The organism is Delftia acidovorans SPH-1, from assembly GCF_000018665.1.
Classification (GTDB): Bacteria; Pseudomonadota; Gammaproteobacteria; order Burkholderiales; family Burkholderiaceae_C; genus Comamonas; species Comamonas acidovorans.
Genome location: NC_010002.1, coordinates 5,789,027 through 5,804,638 on the forward strand (window position 1 = coordinate 5,789,027; position 15,612 = coordinate 5,804,638).

At 64.7% G+C, this 15,612-nt stretch carries 16 protein-coding genes; 10 read left to right on the top strand and 6 right to left on the bottom strand.

Annotated features, from left to right (window positions below; all coding sequences use genetic code 11):
* The first annotated feature begins 134 nt into the window (after window positions 1-134).
* Window positions 135-1,952 carry a PhoH family protein gene (locus tag DACI_RS26395; RefSeq protein ID WP_012207022.1) on the top strand — a complete coding sequence of 606 codons (1,818 nt, stop codon included), beginning with the start codon at window positions 135-137 and terminating at the stop codon, window positions 1,950-1,952.
* 3 nt (window positions 1,953-1,955) lie between these two features.
* Window positions 1,956-2,354: a hypothetical protein gene (locus DACI_RS26400; protein ID WP_012207023.1), complete on the top strand. Its 399-nt coding sequence runs from the start codon at window positions 1,956-1,958 to the stop codon at window positions 2,352-2,354.
* A gap of 73 nt (window positions 2,355-2,427) precedes the next feature.
* Here the strand turns inward: DACI_RS26400 and dnaB are convergent, their stop codons facing one another.
* The 5 genes from dnaB to rpsF all read right to left on the bottom strand — a co-directional run bounded on the left by dnaB (window position 2,428) and on the right by rpsF (window position 5,437).
* Entirely contained in the window at window positions 2,428-3,861 is a 1,434-nt protein-coding gene (gene dnaB, locus DACI_RS26405) for a replicative DNA helicase (RefSeq protein WP_012207024.1), read from the bottom strand.
* Between the two features lie 132 nt (window positions 3,862-3,993).
* Window positions 3,994-4,446, bottom strand: coding sequence for a 50S ribosomal protein L9 (rplI, locus tag DACI_RS26410; RefSeq protein ID WP_012207025.1), 453 nt, complete (start codon window positions 4,444-4,446; stop codon window positions 3,994-3,996).
* Between the two features lie 11 nt (window positions 4,447-4,457).
* Complete coding sequence (rpsR, locus tag DACI_RS26415; protein ID WP_012207026.1) at window positions 4,458-4,739, bottom strand: 30S ribosomal protein S18; 282 nt, start codon at window positions 4,737-4,739, stop codon at window positions 4,458-4,460.
* 18 nt (window positions 4,740-4,757) lie between these two features.
* A complete protein-coding gene (gene priB / locus DACI_RS26420; RefSeq protein ID WP_012207027.1) occupies window positions 4,758-5,048 on the bottom strand; it encodes a primosomal replication protein N in 291 nt (96 codons plus the stop codon).
* Between the two features lie 26 nt (window positions 5,049-5,074).
* Window positions 5,075-5,437 (bottom strand): 30S ribosomal protein S6, encoded by a 363-nt coding sequence (gene rpsF / locus DACI_RS26425; RefSeq protein ID WP_012207028.1) that lies wholly within the window; start codon window positions 5,435-5,437, stop codon window positions 5,075-5,077.
* A gap of 307 nt (window positions 5,438-5,744) precedes the next feature.
* Between rpsF and grpE the strand changes: the two genes are divergently transcribed.
* The 3 genes from grpE (at window position 5,745) to dnaJ (ending at window position 9,594) form a co-directional block, all read left to right on the top strand.
* Window positions 5,745-6,290 carry a nucleotide exchange factor GrpE gene (grpE, locus tag DACI_RS26430; protein WP_012207029.1) on the top strand — a complete coding sequence of 182 codons (546 nt, stop codon included), beginning with the start codon at window positions 5,745-5,747 and terminating at the stop codon, window positions 6,288-6,290.
* A 114-nt stretch (window positions 6,291-6,404) separates the two neighbouring features.
* Window positions 6,405-8,351, top strand: coding sequence for a molecular chaperone DnaK (gene dnaK, locus DACI_RS26435; RefSeq protein ID WP_012207030.1), 1,947 nt, complete (start codon window positions 6,405-6,407; stop codon window positions 8,349-8,351).
* Between the two features lie 100 nt (window positions 8,352-8,451).
* On the top strand, window positions 8,452-9,594 hold the full coding sequence (dnaJ, locus tag DACI_RS26440; RefSeq protein ID WP_012207031.1) for a molecular chaperone DnaJ: 1,143 nt from the start codon (window positions 8,452-8,454) through the stop codon (window positions 9,592-9,594).
* A 69-nt stretch (window positions 9,595-9,663) separates the two neighbouring features.
* Here the strand turns inward: dnaJ and DACI_RS26445 are convergent, their stop codons facing one another.
* The gene (locus DACI_RS26445) at window positions 9,664-10,914 is read right to left on the bottom strand and encodes a tetratricopeptide repeat protein (RefSeq protein WP_012207032.1); all 1,251 of its coding nucleotides are present in this window, start codon (window positions 10,912-10,914) and stop codon (window positions 9,664-9,666) included.
* Window positions 10,915-11,155: 241 nt separating this feature from the next.
* On the opposite strand from DACI_RS26445, the gene DACI_RS26450 reads away from it, so the two are divergent.
* The 5 genes from DACI_RS26450 to leuB all read left to right on the top strand — a co-directional run bounded on the left by DACI_RS26450 (window position 11,156) and on the right by leuB (window position 15,583).
* Complete coding sequence (locus DACI_RS26450; RefSeq protein WP_012207033.1) at window positions 11,156-12,100, top strand: LysR substrate-binding domain-containing protein; 945 nt, start codon at window positions 11,156-11,158, stop codon at window positions 12,098-12,100.
* 63 nt (window positions 12,101-12,163) lie between these two features.
* On the top strand, window positions 12,164-13,585 hold the full coding sequence (gene leuC, locus DACI_RS26455; protein ID WP_034396655.1) for a 3-isopropylmalate dehydratase large subunit: 1,422 nt from the start codon (window positions 12,164-12,166) through the stop codon (window positions 13,583-13,585).
* A 31-nt stretch (window positions 13,586-13,616) separates the two neighbouring features.
* Complete coding sequence (locus DACI_RS26460; protein ID WP_012207035.1) at window positions 13,617-13,742, top strand: entericidin A/B family lipoprotein; 126 nt, start codon at window positions 13,617-13,619, stop codon at window positions 13,740-13,742.
* Window positions 13,743-13,762: 20 nt separating this feature from the next.
* Window positions 13,763-14,416: a 3-isopropylmalate dehydratase small subunit gene (gene leuD, locus DACI_RS26465; RefSeq protein WP_012207036.1), complete on the top strand. Its 654-nt coding sequence runs from the start codon at window positions 13,763-13,765 to the stop codon at window positions 14,414-14,416.
* Between the two features lie 96 nt (window positions 14,417-14,512).
* Window positions 14,513-15,583 (top strand): 3-isopropylmalate dehydrogenase, encoded by a 1,071-nt coding sequence (gene leuB, locus DACI_RS26470; RefSeq protein ID WP_012207037.1) that lies wholly within the window; start codon window positions 14,513-14,515, stop codon window positions 15,581-15,583.
* Window positions 15,584-15,612 lie beyond the last annotated feature (29 nt).

Sequence of the window (15,612 nt, forward strand, 5' to 3'; positions counted from 1 at the left end):
CAGGCCATCAGCCTATGCATAATGGGACGATGCCTCTTAGCAAAGACGCTTTTCCCCGTCACCCCACCAAAGCCGCCTCGGTTTCCAGGCGGCTTTGTGCTTTTTGATCCCTGTTGAGGAACGGTTCGTCCACTATGCCCCTGCCCCCCGCACCCGGCCGCCGTGCCGCCAAGCTCTCCCCCGAAGCCTTTCTTCCCGTGCGCGGTGCCCAGCACGCAGACCCCCTGCCCGCTGACGATCTTCCCGATGCAGCCGAGGCCGTAGCTGCCGCCGCGCCACGCAAGCGCAAGCAGGCCACGGCCCCCGCCTCCAACAACACCGCCACAGCCGCAAAGCCCGCACCGGCGCGCGGCCGCAACACCAAGCCAGCATCACCGGCACCGGCACCGGCTCCTGCGTCCGCGACTGCAGCCCCTGCCAATCGGCAGCGCCGCTCAACCGACAATTCCAACGCAACCGCAGCGCCGTCCAGCACCCGCTCGGCCAAAAGGCCCTCCACAGAAGCCAAGCCGGCAGCATTGCTGGCAGCGCCGGTTCGCCCGCGCCGCACGCGCACAGGACCGAAGACGCTGTTCGTGCTCGACACCAACGTGCTGCTGCACGACCCTACCAGCCTGTTCCGCTTCGAGGAACACGACATCTTCCTGCCCATGGTGGTGCTGGAAGAACTCGATGGCCACAAGAAGGGCATGACCGAAGTGGCGCGCAACGGCCGCCAGGTCAGCCGCACGCTGGATTCGCTGGTCGCCTCCCAGCCCTCCGAAACGCTGGACAAGGGCCTGCCGCTGAATGCCACGGGCCAGCGCAGCGCCACGGGCATGCTGTATTTCCAGACGGAACCGCTGGAGACCTCGCTGCCCGACAGCCTGCCCCAGGGCAAGGCGGACAACCAGATCCTGGGCGTGGTCGCAGCACTGCGCAAGAAGTTCAGCGAGCGCGAAGTCGTGCTGGTGTCCAAGGACATCAACATGCGCGTCAAGGCACGCGCGCTGGGCCTGGCAGCCGAGGACTACCAGAACGACAAGGTTCTGGACGACGGCGACCTGCTTTACGCAGGCGCCCTGGCCCTGCCCCAGGACTTCTGGGCCAAGGCGGGCAAGAACGTCGAAAGCTGGCAGGAAGGTGCCATCACCTACTACCGCATCAGCGGCGCCATCGTCGACCAGCTGATGATCAACCAGTTCGTCTACCACGAGGCTCCGGGCGAGCCCAGCCTGTTCATGCGCGTGACCGAGATCCGCGACAAGACGGCCGTGCTCAAGACGCTAAAGGACTTCGGCAACCCCAAGTACGCCGTCTGGGGCGTCACGGCACGCAACCGCGAACAGAACTTCGCGATGAACCTGCTGATGAACCCGGACATCGACCTGGTCACGCTGACCGGCACGGCCGGCACGGGCAAGACCCTGCTGGCCCTGGCCGCCGGCCTGTCCCAGGTGCTGGACGACCGCCGCTACACCGAGATCATCATGACGCGCGCCACGGTGAGCGTGGGCGAGGACATCGGCTTCCTGCCCGGCACCGAGGAAGAGAAGATGGGTCCCTGGATGGGCGCCCTCGACGACAACCTCGAATTCCTGGCCAAGGGCGATGGCGGCAATGCCGGCGAATGGGGCCGCGCGGCCACCAATGAATTGATCCGCAGCCGCATCAAGATCAAGAGCATGAACTTCATGCGCGGCCGCACCTTCCTGAACAAGTACGTCATCATCGACGAGGCCCAGAACCTGACGCCCAAGCAGATGAAGACCCTGATCACGCGCGCCGGCCCCGGCACCAAGATCATCTGCATGGGCAATCTGGCGCAGATCGACACACCCTACCTGACCGAAGGCTCCTCGGGCCTGACCTACGCCGTGGACCGCTTCAAGGGCTGGCCGCACAGCGGCCACATCACGCTGGCGCGCGGCGAGCGCTCGCGCCTGGCAGACTTCGCCAGCGAGGTGCTCTAAGCCATGGCGATCAGCTGGATCACCGCGTTGAAGCTGGTGCCCTGGGGCGATGTCATCGAGGCCACGCCCCAGGTCGTCAAGGCCGCCAAGAACCTGCTGCGCAAGAAGGACGCTGCGCAGGAGCTCGATGCACAGCAGCCTGCGGCCGTCGAGCCGCTGGCACCGCCGCGCTCGGCTGGCGAACAGGCGCTGCAGCTGATCCAGGCCCAGGACGCACGCATCGTGCAACTGGAGCAATCCCAGCGCCAGTCGCTGGAGTTGATCGAAAAGCTGGCCGAGCAGAATGCCCAGATCGTGGCCACCGTGGGCGCGCTGCGCACGGGCGCCCAGCGGCTGGCCTGGGCATGCGCCATCCTTGGCGTCTGCGTGGCGGGCCTGCTGATCCAGGTCTGGCGCATGTAGATCGCCAACCACCCAAAGCAAACGGCCCCTCGGGGCCGTTTTTCATTGCGGGCACAAAGCCCGGATATCCCGATCAGTACTCGTCGCCGCCACCGTAGCCCACAGCCAGGTTCTCGAAGCGCGTCTGGTTCTTCTGGAAGAACACCTTCACCGTTCCCGTGGGACCGTTACGCTGCTTGCCGATGATGACTTCGGCAATGTTCGGCTCCTTGCTGTCCTTGTTGTAGTAGTCATCACGGTAGATGAACATGATGATGTCGGCATCCTGCTCGATGGCGCCCGATTCGCGCAGGTCGGACATCATGGGACGCTTGTCGGTGCGCTGCTCCACCGAGCGGTTGAGCTGGGACAGGGCAATCACCGGGCACTGCAGCTCCTTCGCCAGCATTTTCAGGCCCCGCGAAATCTCGCCCAGCTCGGTCGCACGGTTGTCGGAACTGGCAGCCGAGCCCGAGCCGCTCATCAGCTGCAAATAGTCCACCACGATCAGGCCCAGCTTGCCGCAGGTGCGCGCCAGGCGCCGCGCATTGGCGCGCAGCTCCGTGGGGGACAGGCCCGGTGTCTCATCGATGTGCAGGGATACCGTGCGCAGCCGCTCGATGGCTTCCGTCAGGCGCGGCCACTCGTCGTCGTTGAGCTTGCCCGTGCGCAGATTGCCCTGGTTGACGCGGCCGATGGAGCCGACGATACGAACCGCCAGCTGGGCCGCGCCCATTTCCATGGAGAAAATGGCGACCGGCAGGCCCTCGTTGAGCGCCACATGCTCGGCGATATTCACCGCAAACGAGGTCTTGCCCATCGAGGGACGGGCAGCCAGCACCACCAGGTCACCAGCCTGCAGGCCGCTGGTCATGCGGTCCAGATCGACGAAACCCGTGGGCACGCCGGTCACGTCCATGGGGTTGTCGGCCATCTCCTGGACACGGTCCAGCAAGTCAACCACCAGCGTGTCGAGCGACTGAAAGCCCTGCTTGTTGCGCGCACCCTCCTCGCCGATGGCCAGGATCTTCTGCTCGGCCTCGTCCAGAATGCGATCGACCGTCTTGCCCTGCGGATTGAAGGCATTGGTGGCGATGTCGTCGCTGGCGGTCACCAGTTTGCGCAGGATGGAGCGCTCCCGCACGATCTCCGCATAGCGCCGGATATTAGTGGCGCTGGGCACGTACTGCGCCAGCTGGTTCAGGTACAGCAGGCCGCCGATTTCCTCGGCCTTGCCCATGCTCTGCAAATGCTCGTAGACCGTGATCACATCGGCCGGCTTGCTGCCGTTGATCAGCTTGCCGATGGCCTCGTAGATCAGCTTGTGCTCATGGCGGTAGAAATCACCATCCACCAGCAGATCACCAACACGCTCCCAGGCGTTGTTGTCCAGCAGCAGCCCCCCTAGAACGCTGGACTCGGACTCCATCGAATGCGGCGGCACGCGCAACTGGGCCACCTGCTGGTCGCCAGCAGGCAGCGGTGCGAACGCATCATCGAGATCGAGCGGGGGCATTACGGACGACATGGAATTCCTGGAGATGAGCCCGCCATCGTAGCGGCTGGCAAAAGGCCGCGCCACCCGGCGTCATCACCCTGGCACGGCAAAGCAAAAAGCCGCCCTAAGGCGGCTTTTTGGTGATACGGGACAAGCCCCGGATCAGGAGTGGTCGCCGTAGACCGACACCGTCACTTCGACGCTGACGTCGGTGTGCAGTGCCACGACCACGGTGGCGTCGCCCACGGTCTTGATGGGACCGTTGACCAGGCGAACTTGCGACTTGGCGACGGCAAAGCCGGCCTTGGTCAGTTCTTCGGCGATGTCGGCGTTGGTCACCGAGCCGAACAGGCGGCCGTCAACGCCAGCCTTCTGGGTCAGCTTGACGTTTACACCGTTGAGCTTTTCGCCCAGCTGCTGAGCAGCAGCCAGCTTTTCAGCCGCTTGCTTTTCCAGTTCGACGCGCTTGGCTTCGAACTCGGCCTTGGCGGAAGCCGTGGCACGACGGGCAGCGCCCGTGGGGATCAGGAAGTTGCGGGCGTAGCCGTCTTTGACCTTGACGATGTCGCCGAGGCCACCGAGGTTCACAACCTTGTCGAGCAGAATGACTTGCATGGTTGTATTCCTTAGATCTTGTGCTGGTCAGAGTAAGGAACCAGAGCCAGGAAGCGGGCGCGCTTGATGGCCGTGTTCAGCTGACGCTGGTAGATGGCGCGCGTGCCGGTCAGGCGAGCGGGCACGATCTTGCCGTTTTCACCGATGAAGTCACGCAGGGTGTCCACATCCTTGTAGTCGATTTCTTCGACGCCGGCGACGGTGAAGCGGCAGAAGCGCTTGCGCTTGAACAGCAGCGACTGCGTGTTGCGCTTGGGGCGCTTGTCCTTGTTGAATTTCTTGAACGTGGCCATTTCTGGACCTCTTGAAAATTAGTTTTGTTGAATGTCCTGGATGTGGAAAACCAGCAATTTGCCGTTGCGGGGCGTTGCCAGGAAGCCTTGGAACTTCCACTGGCTGCCGAGCGCCTGGCGGGCGAGCTTTTCAGCCAGCGCGCCAAAGGCCACCGCCTTGACAGATGCCGTCACGCTGCGTTCGCTTCCTGCTTCTTTTTGCCGCGACGCGTGTTCGAGTCGCAGTTCAAGGGCGGGCAGCCCTGCCGGCGTGTAGCGCAGTGCTTGAAGCTCTGCGATGGCGGCCGTCAGTGCAACGTGGTTCTCCACTCCTTCAGGTTCTGAAAGGGCTGGGCTCAGGCCTGTTCGGTCTGGCTGGCCTTGCGGGCTTCTTCACGCTCGACGGTCTTCATCATCGAGGAAGGCGCAGTGTCGGCCTTCTTCTTCTGAACCGTCAGGTGACGCAGCACGGCATCGTTGAACTTGAAGGCATGCTCCAGCTCAGCCATCACAGCCTGGTCGGCTTCGATGTTCAGGCACAGGTAGTGGGCCTTGGCGAGCTTGTTGATCATGTAAGCCAGTTGGCGACGGCCCCAGTCTTCTTCGCGATGGACCTTGCCACCGCCAGCGGTGATCATGCCCTTGTAGCGTTCCAGCATGGCGGGAACCTGCTCGCTCTGATCCGGGTGGATCAACAAAACGATTTCGTAATGACGCATATCGACTCCTTTTGGGAAAACGCCGCCCACTGCGTCTTGTAGCGGTGCGGCAAGGCAAAGCATTGGATTCTAGCGCAGCCCTCTTCCATCTGTACACTCCGCACTGACCGAGACCCCGGATTCGTGTGGGGCTTTTGCCCCTTCGCCCGGCTTTTGCCCCCACCGTGTGCATCTGCAGTGCGCATGCACATGCACAAAGCCCTTGAAAATACACCGATCCGCTCACATCTCGATTCAAGATCGTGCAATCGCCAAGTCTGGCCTCCAGCGCGGCGATCTTTTTGTTTTGTAGCTGAAGTCTCCATCCATGTCCGAACAAAACTCCAACCCCTTGCAAGACGCAGCCCCGGAAGAAATCGAAGCCGCCATGGCGGCCAATGCAGCCGACGAGCTGCAGCGCCTGCAGACCGAGCTGGCCGAACTCAAGGCCAAGAGCGCCGAGCTGGCCGACCAGTTCCTGCGCGCCAAGGCCGAGGCCGAGAATGTGCGCCGCCGCGCGGAAGACGAAGTCTCCAAGGCGCGCAAATTCGGCATCGAGAGCTTTGCCGAAAGCCTGCTGCCTGTCTGCGACAGCCTGGATGCCGCCCTGGCCATTCAACAGGCCACGCCGGAACAGCTGCGCGAAGGCGCCGACGCCACGCTGCGCCAGCTGACCTCGGCCCTTGAGCGCAACAAGGTCGTGACCATCAATCCGGCTGCCGGCGAGAAATTCGACCCCAACCTGCACCAGGCCATCAGCATGGTGCCTGCACAGCAGGAAGCCAACACCGTGGTGTCGGTCCTGCAAAAGGGCTACCTGATCGCCGACCGCATCCTGCGCCCGGCCCTCGTGACCGTGGCCCAGCCCCAGTAAGCGGGCACTCACGGCAGCGTTGACAAAAAAGATGCAAAGCCCCTTGAAGCAGCGCCTGCCGGCCACAAGTTAGCAGTCATTCAAACATTTCACAGAACGCGGAGAGAACTCAAAATGGGAAAAATCATCGGTATTGACCTGGGCACCACCAACAGCTGCGTGGCCATCATGGACGGCAACACCACGCGCGTGATCGAGAACAGCGAAGGTGCACGCACCACGCCGTCGATCATTGCCTACCAGGAAGACGGCGAGATCCTCGTCGGCGCCTCGGCCAAGCGCCAGGCCGTCACCAACCCCCGCAACACCATCTACGCCGCCAAGCGCCTGATCGGCCGCAAGTTCGACGAGAAGGAAGTGCAAAAGGACATCGACCTGATGCCCTACACCATCTCGCGTGCCGACAACGGCGACGCCTGGGTGGAAGTGCGCGGCCAGAAGCTGGCCCCGCCGCAGATTTCCGCCGAAGTGCTGCGCAAGATGAAGAAGACCGCCGAGGACTACCTGGGCGAGCCCGTGACCGAGGCCGTGATCACCGTGCCCGCGTACTTCAACGACGCCCAGCGCCAAGCCACCAAGGACGCCGGCCGCATCGCCGGCCTGGAAGTCAAGCGCATCATCAACGAACCCACGGCGGCGGCCCTGGCCTTCGGCCTGGACAAGACCGACAAGGGTGACCGCAAGATCGCCGTGTATGACCTGGGCGGCGGCACCTTCGACGTGTCCATCATCGAAATCGCCGATGTGGACGGCGAAAAGCAGTTCGAAGTGCTGTCCACCAACGGCGACACATTCCTGGGCGGCGAAGACTTCGACCAGCGCATCATCGACTACATCATCACCGAGTTCAAGAAGGAACAGGGCGTTGATCTGGCCAAGGATGTGCTGGCCCTGCAGCGCCTGAAGGAAGCCGCCGAGAAGGCCAAGATCGAGCTGTCGAACTCGGCCCAGACCGACATCAACCTGCCCTACATCACGGCCGATGCCTCGGGTCCCAAGCACCTGAACATCAAGCTGACCCGCTCCAAGCTGGAAAGCCTGGTCGAGGACCTGATCGAGCGCACCATTGCGCCCTGCCGCACGGCCATCAAGGACGCAGGCGTGTCCGTGTCCGACATCGATGACGTCATCCTGGTCGGCGGCATGACCCGCATGCCCAAGGTGCAGGAGAAGGTCAAGGAATTCTTCGGCAAGGACCCCCGCAAGGACGTGAACCCCGACGAAGCCGTGGCCGTGGGCGCCGCCGTGCAGGGCCAGGTTCTGTCGGGCGACCGCAAGGACGTGCTGCTGCTGGACGTGACGCCGCTGTCGCTGGGCATCGAGACGCTGGGTGGCGTGATGACCAAGATGATCACCAAGAACACGACCATCCCGACGAAGTTCGCACAGACCTTCTCGACGGCCGACGACAACCAGCCGGCCGTGACCATCAAGGTGTTCCAGGGCGAGCGCGAAATGGCTTCGGGCAACAAGATGCTGGGCGAGTTCAACCTCGAAGGCATTCCGCCCGCAGCGCGTGGCGTGCCGCAGATCGAAGTGGCCTTTGACATCGACGCCAACGGCATCCTGAACGTGTCCGCCAAGGACAAGGCTTCGGGCAAGGAAAACAAGATCACCATCAAGGCGAACTCGGGCCTGTCCGAGGACGAGATCCAGAAGATGGTGAAGGACGCCGAGCTGAACGCAGCCGACGACAAGAAGAAGCTGGAACTGGTCCAGGCCCGCAACCAGGGCGAAGCTGCCGTGCACAGCGTCAAGAAGAGCCTGGGCGAGCATGGCGACAAGCTCGACGCTGGCGAGAAGACCGCCATCGAGAGCGCCGTCAAGGACCTGGAAGAGGCTCTCAAGGGCGAGGACAAGGACGCCATCGACGCCAAGACCACGGCGCTGATGACGGCCAGCCAGAAGCTCGGCGAGAAGATGTACGCCGATGCGCAGGCAGCCGGCGGCCCCGAGGCAGCAGCCGCCGCCGCGGCCGGTGCAGCAGGCGCCTCGGCCGGTGCAGCAGCCGCTGACGACAACGTCGTTGACGCCGAAGTCAAGGAAGTCAAGAAGGACTGAACCCAGCGCGTGGTCCCTTGACGACCGCTTGCCGCCGCGCTCGGCCCTGCCAAGGGGCTGACGCGGCGTTCCTGTTCTCACTGACTGGCTAGCAAACACCATGTCCAAACGCGATTTTTACGAGGTCCTCGGCGTTGCCAAGAACGCCTCGGACGACGACATCAAGAAGGCTTATCGCAAGCTGGCGATGAAGTACCACCCTGACCGCAACCAGGGGGATGCCGCACGCGAGGCGGAAGAGAAATTCAAGGAGGCCAAGGAGGCCTACGAGATGCTCTCCGACAGCAACAAGCGCGCGGCCTACGACCAGTACGGCCATGCAGGCGTGGACCCCAACCGCGGCATGGGCGGCGGCGCCGAAGGCTTTGGTGGCTTTGCCGAAGCCTTTGGCGACATCTTTGGCGACATGTTCAACCAGGGTGGCGGAAGACGCGGCGGCGCCGGTGGCGGCCGCCAGGTCTACCGCGGCAACGATCTCAGCTATGCCATGGAGATCACGCTGGAGGAAGCCGCCCACGGCAAGGATGCACAGATCCGCATCCCCAGCTGGGATGGCTGCGACACCTGCCACGGCAGCGGCGCCAAGCCCGGCACCAGTGCCAAGACCTGCACCACCTGCAACGGCATGGGCAGCGTGCAGATGCGCCAGGGCTTCTTCAGCGTGCAGCAGACCTGCCCGCACTGCCGGGGTACGGGCAAGATCATTCCCGAGCCCTGCACCAGCTGCGGCGGCCAGGGCAAGGTCAAGCGCCAGAAGACACTGGAAGTGAAGATTCCTGCCGGCATCGACGACGGCATGCGCATCCGCTCCTCCGGCAATGGCGAACCCGGCACGAATGGCGGGCCTGCGGGCGATCTCTACATCGAGATCCGCATCAAGGACCACGACATCTTCGAGCGCGACGGCGACGACCTGCACTGCAACGTGCCCGTGAGCTTCATCACGGCGGCGCTCGGCGGCGAGATCGAGGTCCCCACCCTGTCGGGCAAGGCGGCCATCGACATCCCCGAAGGCACCCAGGCCGGCAAGCAGTTCCGCCTGCGCGGCAAGGGCATCAAGGGCGTGCGCTCCAGCTATCCCGGCGACCTGTACTGCCACATCGTGGTCGAGACGCCCGTCAAGCTGACCGAGTACCAGCGCAAGTTGCTGCGCGAGCTGGAGGAATCGCTCAAGAAGGGCGGCGCCAAGCATTCGCCCAGCGGCGAGAGCTGGACCGACAGGCTCAAGAGCTTCTTCAGCTGATGCAGCACTGAGCCCCCAACAAAAACGCCTCTTCCGAGGCGTTTTTCATTGGTGCCTGCTCAACAGGACTCAGGGAGCGGGTTTGGCCTTCCAGGCCGCCGCCTGGCGCTCGGTGCGTGCACGCTCGGCCGCGCTCAGCGGCTGGGCCATGCTGTCACGCTTGGCGGTCAGCGAGCTGTCCCTGCCCGCCGCCAGCAGCATCCAGAAATAGGCCTGGGACAGGCTGCGCTCCACGCCCTTGCCCGACGCATAAAGACTGGCGAGATTGGACTGCGCCAGCGCGTCGCCCTGCTGGGCTGCACGCTCCAGCCAGCGCGCGGCCTTCTCGTCGCTGGCGGGCACGCCCTGGCCATTGGCATACAGCACGCCCAGGTTGGACTGGGCTGCGGCATTGCCCTGCTCGGCCGCCTTCTCCAGCCAGTGGGCGGCCTGCGCCATGTCGCGATCGACCACGCCACCCTCGGCATAGAGCATGCCGGCATTGAATTGCGCATCGGCATGGCCCTGGCCTGCCGCCGCCACAAACCAGCGCAGCGCCTGCCCCACGTCCTCGGCCACGCCCCGGCCCGTGGCATACATCACGCCCAGGCTGTACTGACCGGCCGCTTCGCCTTGCTCGGCCGAGCGCTGGAACCACTGCACGGCCTGCGCGGGGTCCTTGGCGGCTCCGCGCCCCTCGGCCAGCATCAGGCCCAGGTTGTTCTGGGCCACGGCATCGCCCTGCTCGGCAGCCTTGCGATACCACTGCACGGCCTGGGCATCGTCACGCGCCACGCCCCGGCCATTCGCATACATCAACCCCAGCTCGGACTGGGCTGGCGCATAGCCCTGCTGCGCAGACTTCTCATACCACTGGGCCGCCGTCTCGGCACTCGGGGCAACGCCCTGGCCGCGCTTGTACAGCGAACCCAGCGCGTACTGGGCGCTGGCCTCGCCCTGCTCGGCATGCTGGTGCAGCGCTGCAACCTCGGCCGCGCTCAGGCCGGGCTCACCCTTGGGTGCATGGCCCACTGCGGCTGCGGCAGTTCCGGCCGCAACAGCCCCTGCCGCCACGCCAGCGGCGGCGGCCTTGGCCGGCGCATTGCGGGTGGGAGAGGGCGCCGACTTGCCCCCGGTCTTGACGGCGGCCTTGCCCGCTGGCTTGGCTGCAGGTCTGGCTGCAGGTTTGGCCGGTGCCTTCGCACCGCTCTTGGCCGTGTTCTTCGCTGGTGGCTGCGGCTTGGCAGACGCCGGGACGGCCATGCAGGACAGGGCTGCGGCCAGCAGCAATGACAGGCCTGCAGGCAGGGCTCGCAGGCCCGTCGGGTATCGATCGTTCATATGCTCTTATTTTTGCAGCAATCCATGCAGGCGACTGGCGCAAAGATTGACAAATTCTTTCAGTATGCAACCGGCGTTCCGACAGGAGAGGTCGACCGCAGCCATCGCCAGGGGACATGACCCCCATCTCCATGAAATCGCGCGACATCACCAAAGACATCGCGTTTGAAGATGACAGATCGATGACTTGTGCGAGAAAATCCATCCAGCTTCTCCTAATGAGAAGCCTGAACCCCACCACATGAAGAATTCAGAGCGCAGTTTTGCACGGCGCATAGACCTTACCTCCCTGCAGCTGTTCGTGGCTGTCTGCGAACTTGGCAGCATTGGCCGCGCGGCCGAGCGTGAGTTCATTGCAGCCTCGGCGGTGAGCAAGCGCCTGTCCGATCTCGAAGCCACGGTGGACACAGCCCTGCTGTACCGACACAGCCGTGGCGTGACCTTGACGCCGGCCGGCGAAAGCCTGCTGCACCATGCCCGCAACGTGCTGTACGGCCTGGAGCGCATGCAGGGCGAGCTGTCCGAGTACGCCGATGGCGTGCGCGGCCATGTGCGCATCCACGCCAACATGTCTGCCATCGTGCAGTTCCTGCCGGAAGACCTGGGCGTGTTCGCGCGCAAGCACGGCCAGGTCAAGATCGACCTGCAGGAGCAGCTCAGCCCCGCCGTACTGGCTGCCGTACAGGAAGGCACGGCCGACATCGGCATCTGCTCCATGGCGTACATGCCACTGGGCAATGGCCAGGCCACTCCCGTACTGCAGCACCGCCCCTACCGCGAGGATCGCCTGGTCGTCGTGGTGCCCGAGCAGCACGCGCTGGCGCACAGCGACAGCGTGGCCTTTGCCGATGTGCTCGAATGGGACATCGTCAGCCTGCAGGCCGGCTCCTCCATCAGCCTGGCCATGCGTGCGGCCGCCGCACAGGCGGGGCATGCGCTGCACCAGCGCATCCAGGTCACCAGCCTGGATGCCATGTGCCGCATGATCGACAACGGCCTGGGCGTGGGACTGATCCCCGACCGCGCCTTCGAGCTCATGCACGGCGTGGGCCACCTGCGCGCACTGGAGCTCAGCGACGACTGGGCTCGGCGCGAGCTGAGCATCGTGGCGCGTGACTTCGACGCGCTACCCGTCACGGCCCGCCTGCTGGTCGAGCACCTGAGCCCGCCGGCCAGCGCATCCTGAAGGCCACTTGGCCGCTGGATGCCCCCAAAAATTTCCCCACGACACCAACCATTCGAGAACGCCATGGGACGCACCCTCTACGACAAGATCTTCGACGAGCACGTCATCCACACCGAGGATGACGGCACCGCCGTCCTCTACATCGACCGCCACCTGGTGCACGAAGTCACCAGCCCCCAGGCCTTCGAAGGCCTTCGCATGGCCGGCCGCAAGCTGTGGCGCATCAGCTCCGTGGTCGCCACGGCCGACCACAACACCCCCACCGACGGCTGGGAGCGCGGCTATGACGGCATTGCCGACCCCATCAGCAAGGAACAGATCACCACGCTGAACACCAACATCGGCGAGTTCGGCTCTGCGGCCTTCTTCCCCTTCATGGACAAGGGTCAGGGCATCGTCCACGTCATGGGCCCCGAGCAGGGCGCCACCCTGCCCGGCATGACCGTGGTCTGCGGCGACAGCCACACGTCCACGCACGGCGCCTTCGGCGCACTGGCCCACGGCATCGGCACGTCCGAGGTCGAGCACGTGATGGCCACCCAGACCCTGCTGGCCAAGAAGGCCAAGAACATGCTGATCAACGTCAGCGGCAAGGCGGCCCCCGGCATCACGGCCAAGGACATCGTGCTGGCCATCATCGGCAAGATCGGCACGGCCGGCGGCACGGGCTACACCATCGAGTTCGCCGGCGAAGCCATCCGTGACCTGAGCATGGAAGGCCGCATGACGGTCTGCAACATGGCCATCGAAGGCGGCGCGCGCGCAGGCCTGGTGGCCGTGGACGACAAGACCATCCAGTACGTCAAGGGCCGCCCGCTGGCCCCCACTGGCGCCGAATGGGATGCCGCCGTCTCCTACTGGAAGACGCTGCACTCCGATGCCGATGCGAAGTTCGACCGCGTGGTCGAGCTGCAGGCCAGCGAGATCGTGCCGCAGGTCACCTGGGGCACCTCGCCCGAGATGGTGCTGGGCGTGGATGCCCGCGTGCCGGACCCCGACAAGGAAAAGGATGCCAGCAAGCGCGGCGCCATCGAACGCGCGCTGACCTACATGGCGCTGGAGCCCGGCAAGGCGATCGACGACATCTTCGTGGACAAGGTCTTCATCGGCTCGTGCACCAACAGCCGCATCGAAGACATGCGCGAGGCCGCCGCCGTGGTCAAGAAGCTGGGCCAGAAGGTGGCGCGCAACATCAAGCTGGCCATGGTCGTGCCCGGCTCCGGACTGGTCAAGGAACAGGCCGAGCGCGAAGGCCTGGACCAGATCTTCAAGGCGGCAGGCTTTGAATGGCGCGAGCCCGGCTGCTCCATGTGCCTGGCCATGAATGCCGACCGCCTGGAGCCCGGCGAGCGCTGCGCCTCCACCAGCAACCGCAACTTCGAAGGCCGCCAGGGCGCGGGCGGACGCACCCACCTGGTGAGCCCCGCCATGGCTGCAGCCGCCGCCATCCACGGCCACTTCGTGGACATCCGCAGGTTCTCCTGATCCGATCCCGCAACTGCCCCGCCTGCACACCATGAAGCCCTCCTTCTCGATCCTCCTGATCGGCCTGGCCTTCACCCTGGCCGCCTGCAATACCGTCAAGGGCATTGGCCAGGACGTGCAAAGCGCGGGCAGCGCCATCGAACGCGCCGCCCGCTGAACCCTGAATCCGATACAGCCATGCAACAATTCACCGTGCACAAGGGCCTTGTCGCCCCCATGGACCGCGAAAACGTCGATACCGACGCCATCATTCCCAAGCAGTTCCTCAAGTCGATCAAGAAGACCGGCTTCGGCGTGAACCTGTTCGACGAATGGCGCTACCTGGACCATGGCGAGCCCGGCCAGGACCCGGCCTCGCGCAAGCCCAACCCCGACTTCGTGCTCAATCAGCCGCGCTATGCGGGCGCCTCCATCCTGGTCGCACGCAAGAACTTCGGCTGCGGCTCCAGCCGCGAGCACGCGCCCTGGGCGCTGGACCAGTACGGCTTTCGCGCCATCCTGGCGCCCAGCTTTGCCGACATCTTCTTCAACAACTGCTTCAAGAACGGCCTGCTGCCCATCGTGCTGCCCGAGGCCACGATCGACATGCTGTTCAACGAGATCGCGGCCTTCCCCGGCTACGAGCTGACCATCGATCTGGATCGCCAGGTGATCGTGCGTCCGCAGGGCGAGGAGATCCCTTTCGATGTCATCGCCTTTCGCAAGTTCTGCCTGCTCAACGGCTTTGACGATATCGGCCTGACGCTGCGCCACGCCGACAAGATCCGCGCCTACGAGGCCGAGCGCCTGGCCACCAAGCCCTGGCTGGCCCACACGCTGGTGCAGCGCTGATCGATCTCCACTTGCGCGCATCAATGGGCCGCAGGCGTTGCTGAACCAGCCGTCGGCGGCCTTCCACCATCCGAACAGTCTCTCAAAAGGAACACCATGAAAATCGCAGTCTTGCCCGGTGATGGCATCGGCCCCGAAATCGTTGCGGAAGCCGTGAAGGTGCTGGGCGCCCTGGGCCTGGACTTCGACATGCAGACGGCCCCCGTGGGCGGCGCTGCCTACGAAGCTGCCGGCCACCCGTTGCCCGAATCCACGCTGAAGCTGGCCATGGAGTCCGACGCCGTGCTGTTCGGCGCCGTGGGCGACTGGAAGTACGACACGCTGGACCGCCCGCTGCGCCCCGAGCAGGCCATCCTGGGCCTGCGCAAGCACATGGGCCTGTTCGCCAACTTCCGCCCGGCCATCTGCTATGCGGAACTGACCCACGCCTCCAGCCTCAAGCCCGAGCTGGTCGCGGGCCTGGACATCCTCATCATCCGCGAGCTGACCGGCGACATCTACTTCGGCCAGCCGCGCGGCCGCCGCGTGGCCACCGACGGCCACTTCCCCGGTGCCGAGGAAGCCTTCGACACCATGCGCTACTCCAAGCCCGAGATCGAGCGCATCGCCCATGTCGCCTTCCAGGCCGCGCAAAAGCGCAGCAAGCGCGTGACCAGCGTGGACAAGGCCAACGTGCTGGAAACATTCCAGTTCTGGAAGGACGTGGTCACCGAAGTGGGCCAGCAGTACCCCGATGTGCAACTGGACCACATGTACGTGGACAACGCCGCCATGCAGCTGGTCAAGGAACCCAAGCGCTTTGACGTGGTGGTCACGGGCAACATGTTCGGCGACATCCTGTCCGACGAAGCCTCCATGCTGACCGGCTCCATCGGCATGCTGCCCTCGGCATCGCTCAACTCCAGGGGCCAGGGCCTGTACGAGCCCAGCCACGGCTCGGCCCCCGACATCGCCGGCAAGGGCATTGCCAATCCGCTGGCCACCATCCTGTCGGCCGCGATGATGCTGCGCTTCTCGCTGAACCAGGAAGCCGCCGCCCAGCGCATCGAAGCCGCCGTGCAAAAGGTGCTGGCCCAGGGCCTGCGCACGGCCGACATCTACAGCGAAGGCACGACCAAGGTCTCCACCCGCGAGATGGGCGATGCCGTGGTGGCCGCACTGGCCTGAAGTCCATGACGGCCGCCAGCCTCTCCAGG

Excerpts from the sequence above, each read along its gene's own strand:
- DACI_RS26395 (WP_012207022.1), top strand. The coding sequence starts at position 135 with ATGCCCCTGCCCCCCGCACCCGGCCGCCGTGCCGCCAAGCTCTCCCCC.
- DACI_RS26400 (WP_012207023.1), top strand. The coding sequence starts at position 1,956 with ATGGCGATCAGCTGGATCACCGCGTTGAAGCTGGTGCCCTGGGGCGAT.
- dnaB (WP_012207024.1), bottom strand. The coding sequence starts at position 3,861 with ATGTCGTCCGTAATGCCCCCGCTCGATCTCGATGATGCGTTCGCACCG.
- rplI (WP_012207025.1), bottom strand. The coding sequence starts at position 4,446 with ATGCAAGTCATTCTGCTCGACAAGGTTGTGAACCTCGGTGGCCTCGGC.
- rpsR (WP_012207026.1), bottom strand. The coding sequence starts at position 4,739 with ATGGCCACGTTCAAGAAATTCAACAAGGACAAGCGCCCCAAGCGCAAC.
- rpsF (WP_012207028.1), bottom strand. The coding sequence starts at position 5,437 with ATGCGTCATTACGAAATCGTTTTGTTGATCCACCCGGATCAGAGCGAG.
- grpE (WP_012207029.1), top strand. The coding sequence starts at position 5,745 with ATGTCCGAACAAAACTCCAACCCCTTGCAAGACGCAGCCCCGGAAGAA.
- dnaK (WP_012207030.1), top strand. The coding sequence starts at position 6,405 with ATGGGAAAAATCATCGGTATTGACCTGGGCACCACCAACAGCTGCGTG.
- dnaJ (WP_012207031.1), top strand. The coding sequence starts at position 8,452 with ATGTCCAAACGCGATTTTTACGAGGTCCTCGGCGTTGCCAAGAACGCC.
- DACI_RS26445 (WP_012207032.1), bottom strand. The coding sequence starts at position 10,914 with ATGAACGATCGATACCCGACGGGCCTGCGAGCCCTGCCTGCAGGCCTG.
- DACI_RS26450 (WP_012207033.1), top strand. The coding sequence starts at position 11,156 with ATGAAGAATTCAGAGCGCAGTTTTGCACGGCGCATAGACCTTACCTCC.
- leuC (WP_034396655.1), top strand. The coding sequence starts at position 12,164 with ATGGGACGCACCCTCTACGACAAGATCTTCGACGAGCACGTCATCCAC.
- DACI_RS26460 (WP_012207035.1), top strand. The coding sequence starts at position 13,617 with ATGAAGCCCTCCTTCTCGATCCTCCTGATCGGCCTGGCCTTCACCCTG.
- leuD (WP_012207036.1), top strand. The coding sequence starts at position 13,763 with ATGCAACAATTCACCGTGCACAAGGGCCTTGTCGCCCCCATGGACCGC.
- leuB (WP_012207037.1), top strand. The coding sequence starts at position 14,513 with ATGAAAATCGCAGTCTTGCCCGGTGATGGCATCGGCCCCGAAATCGTT.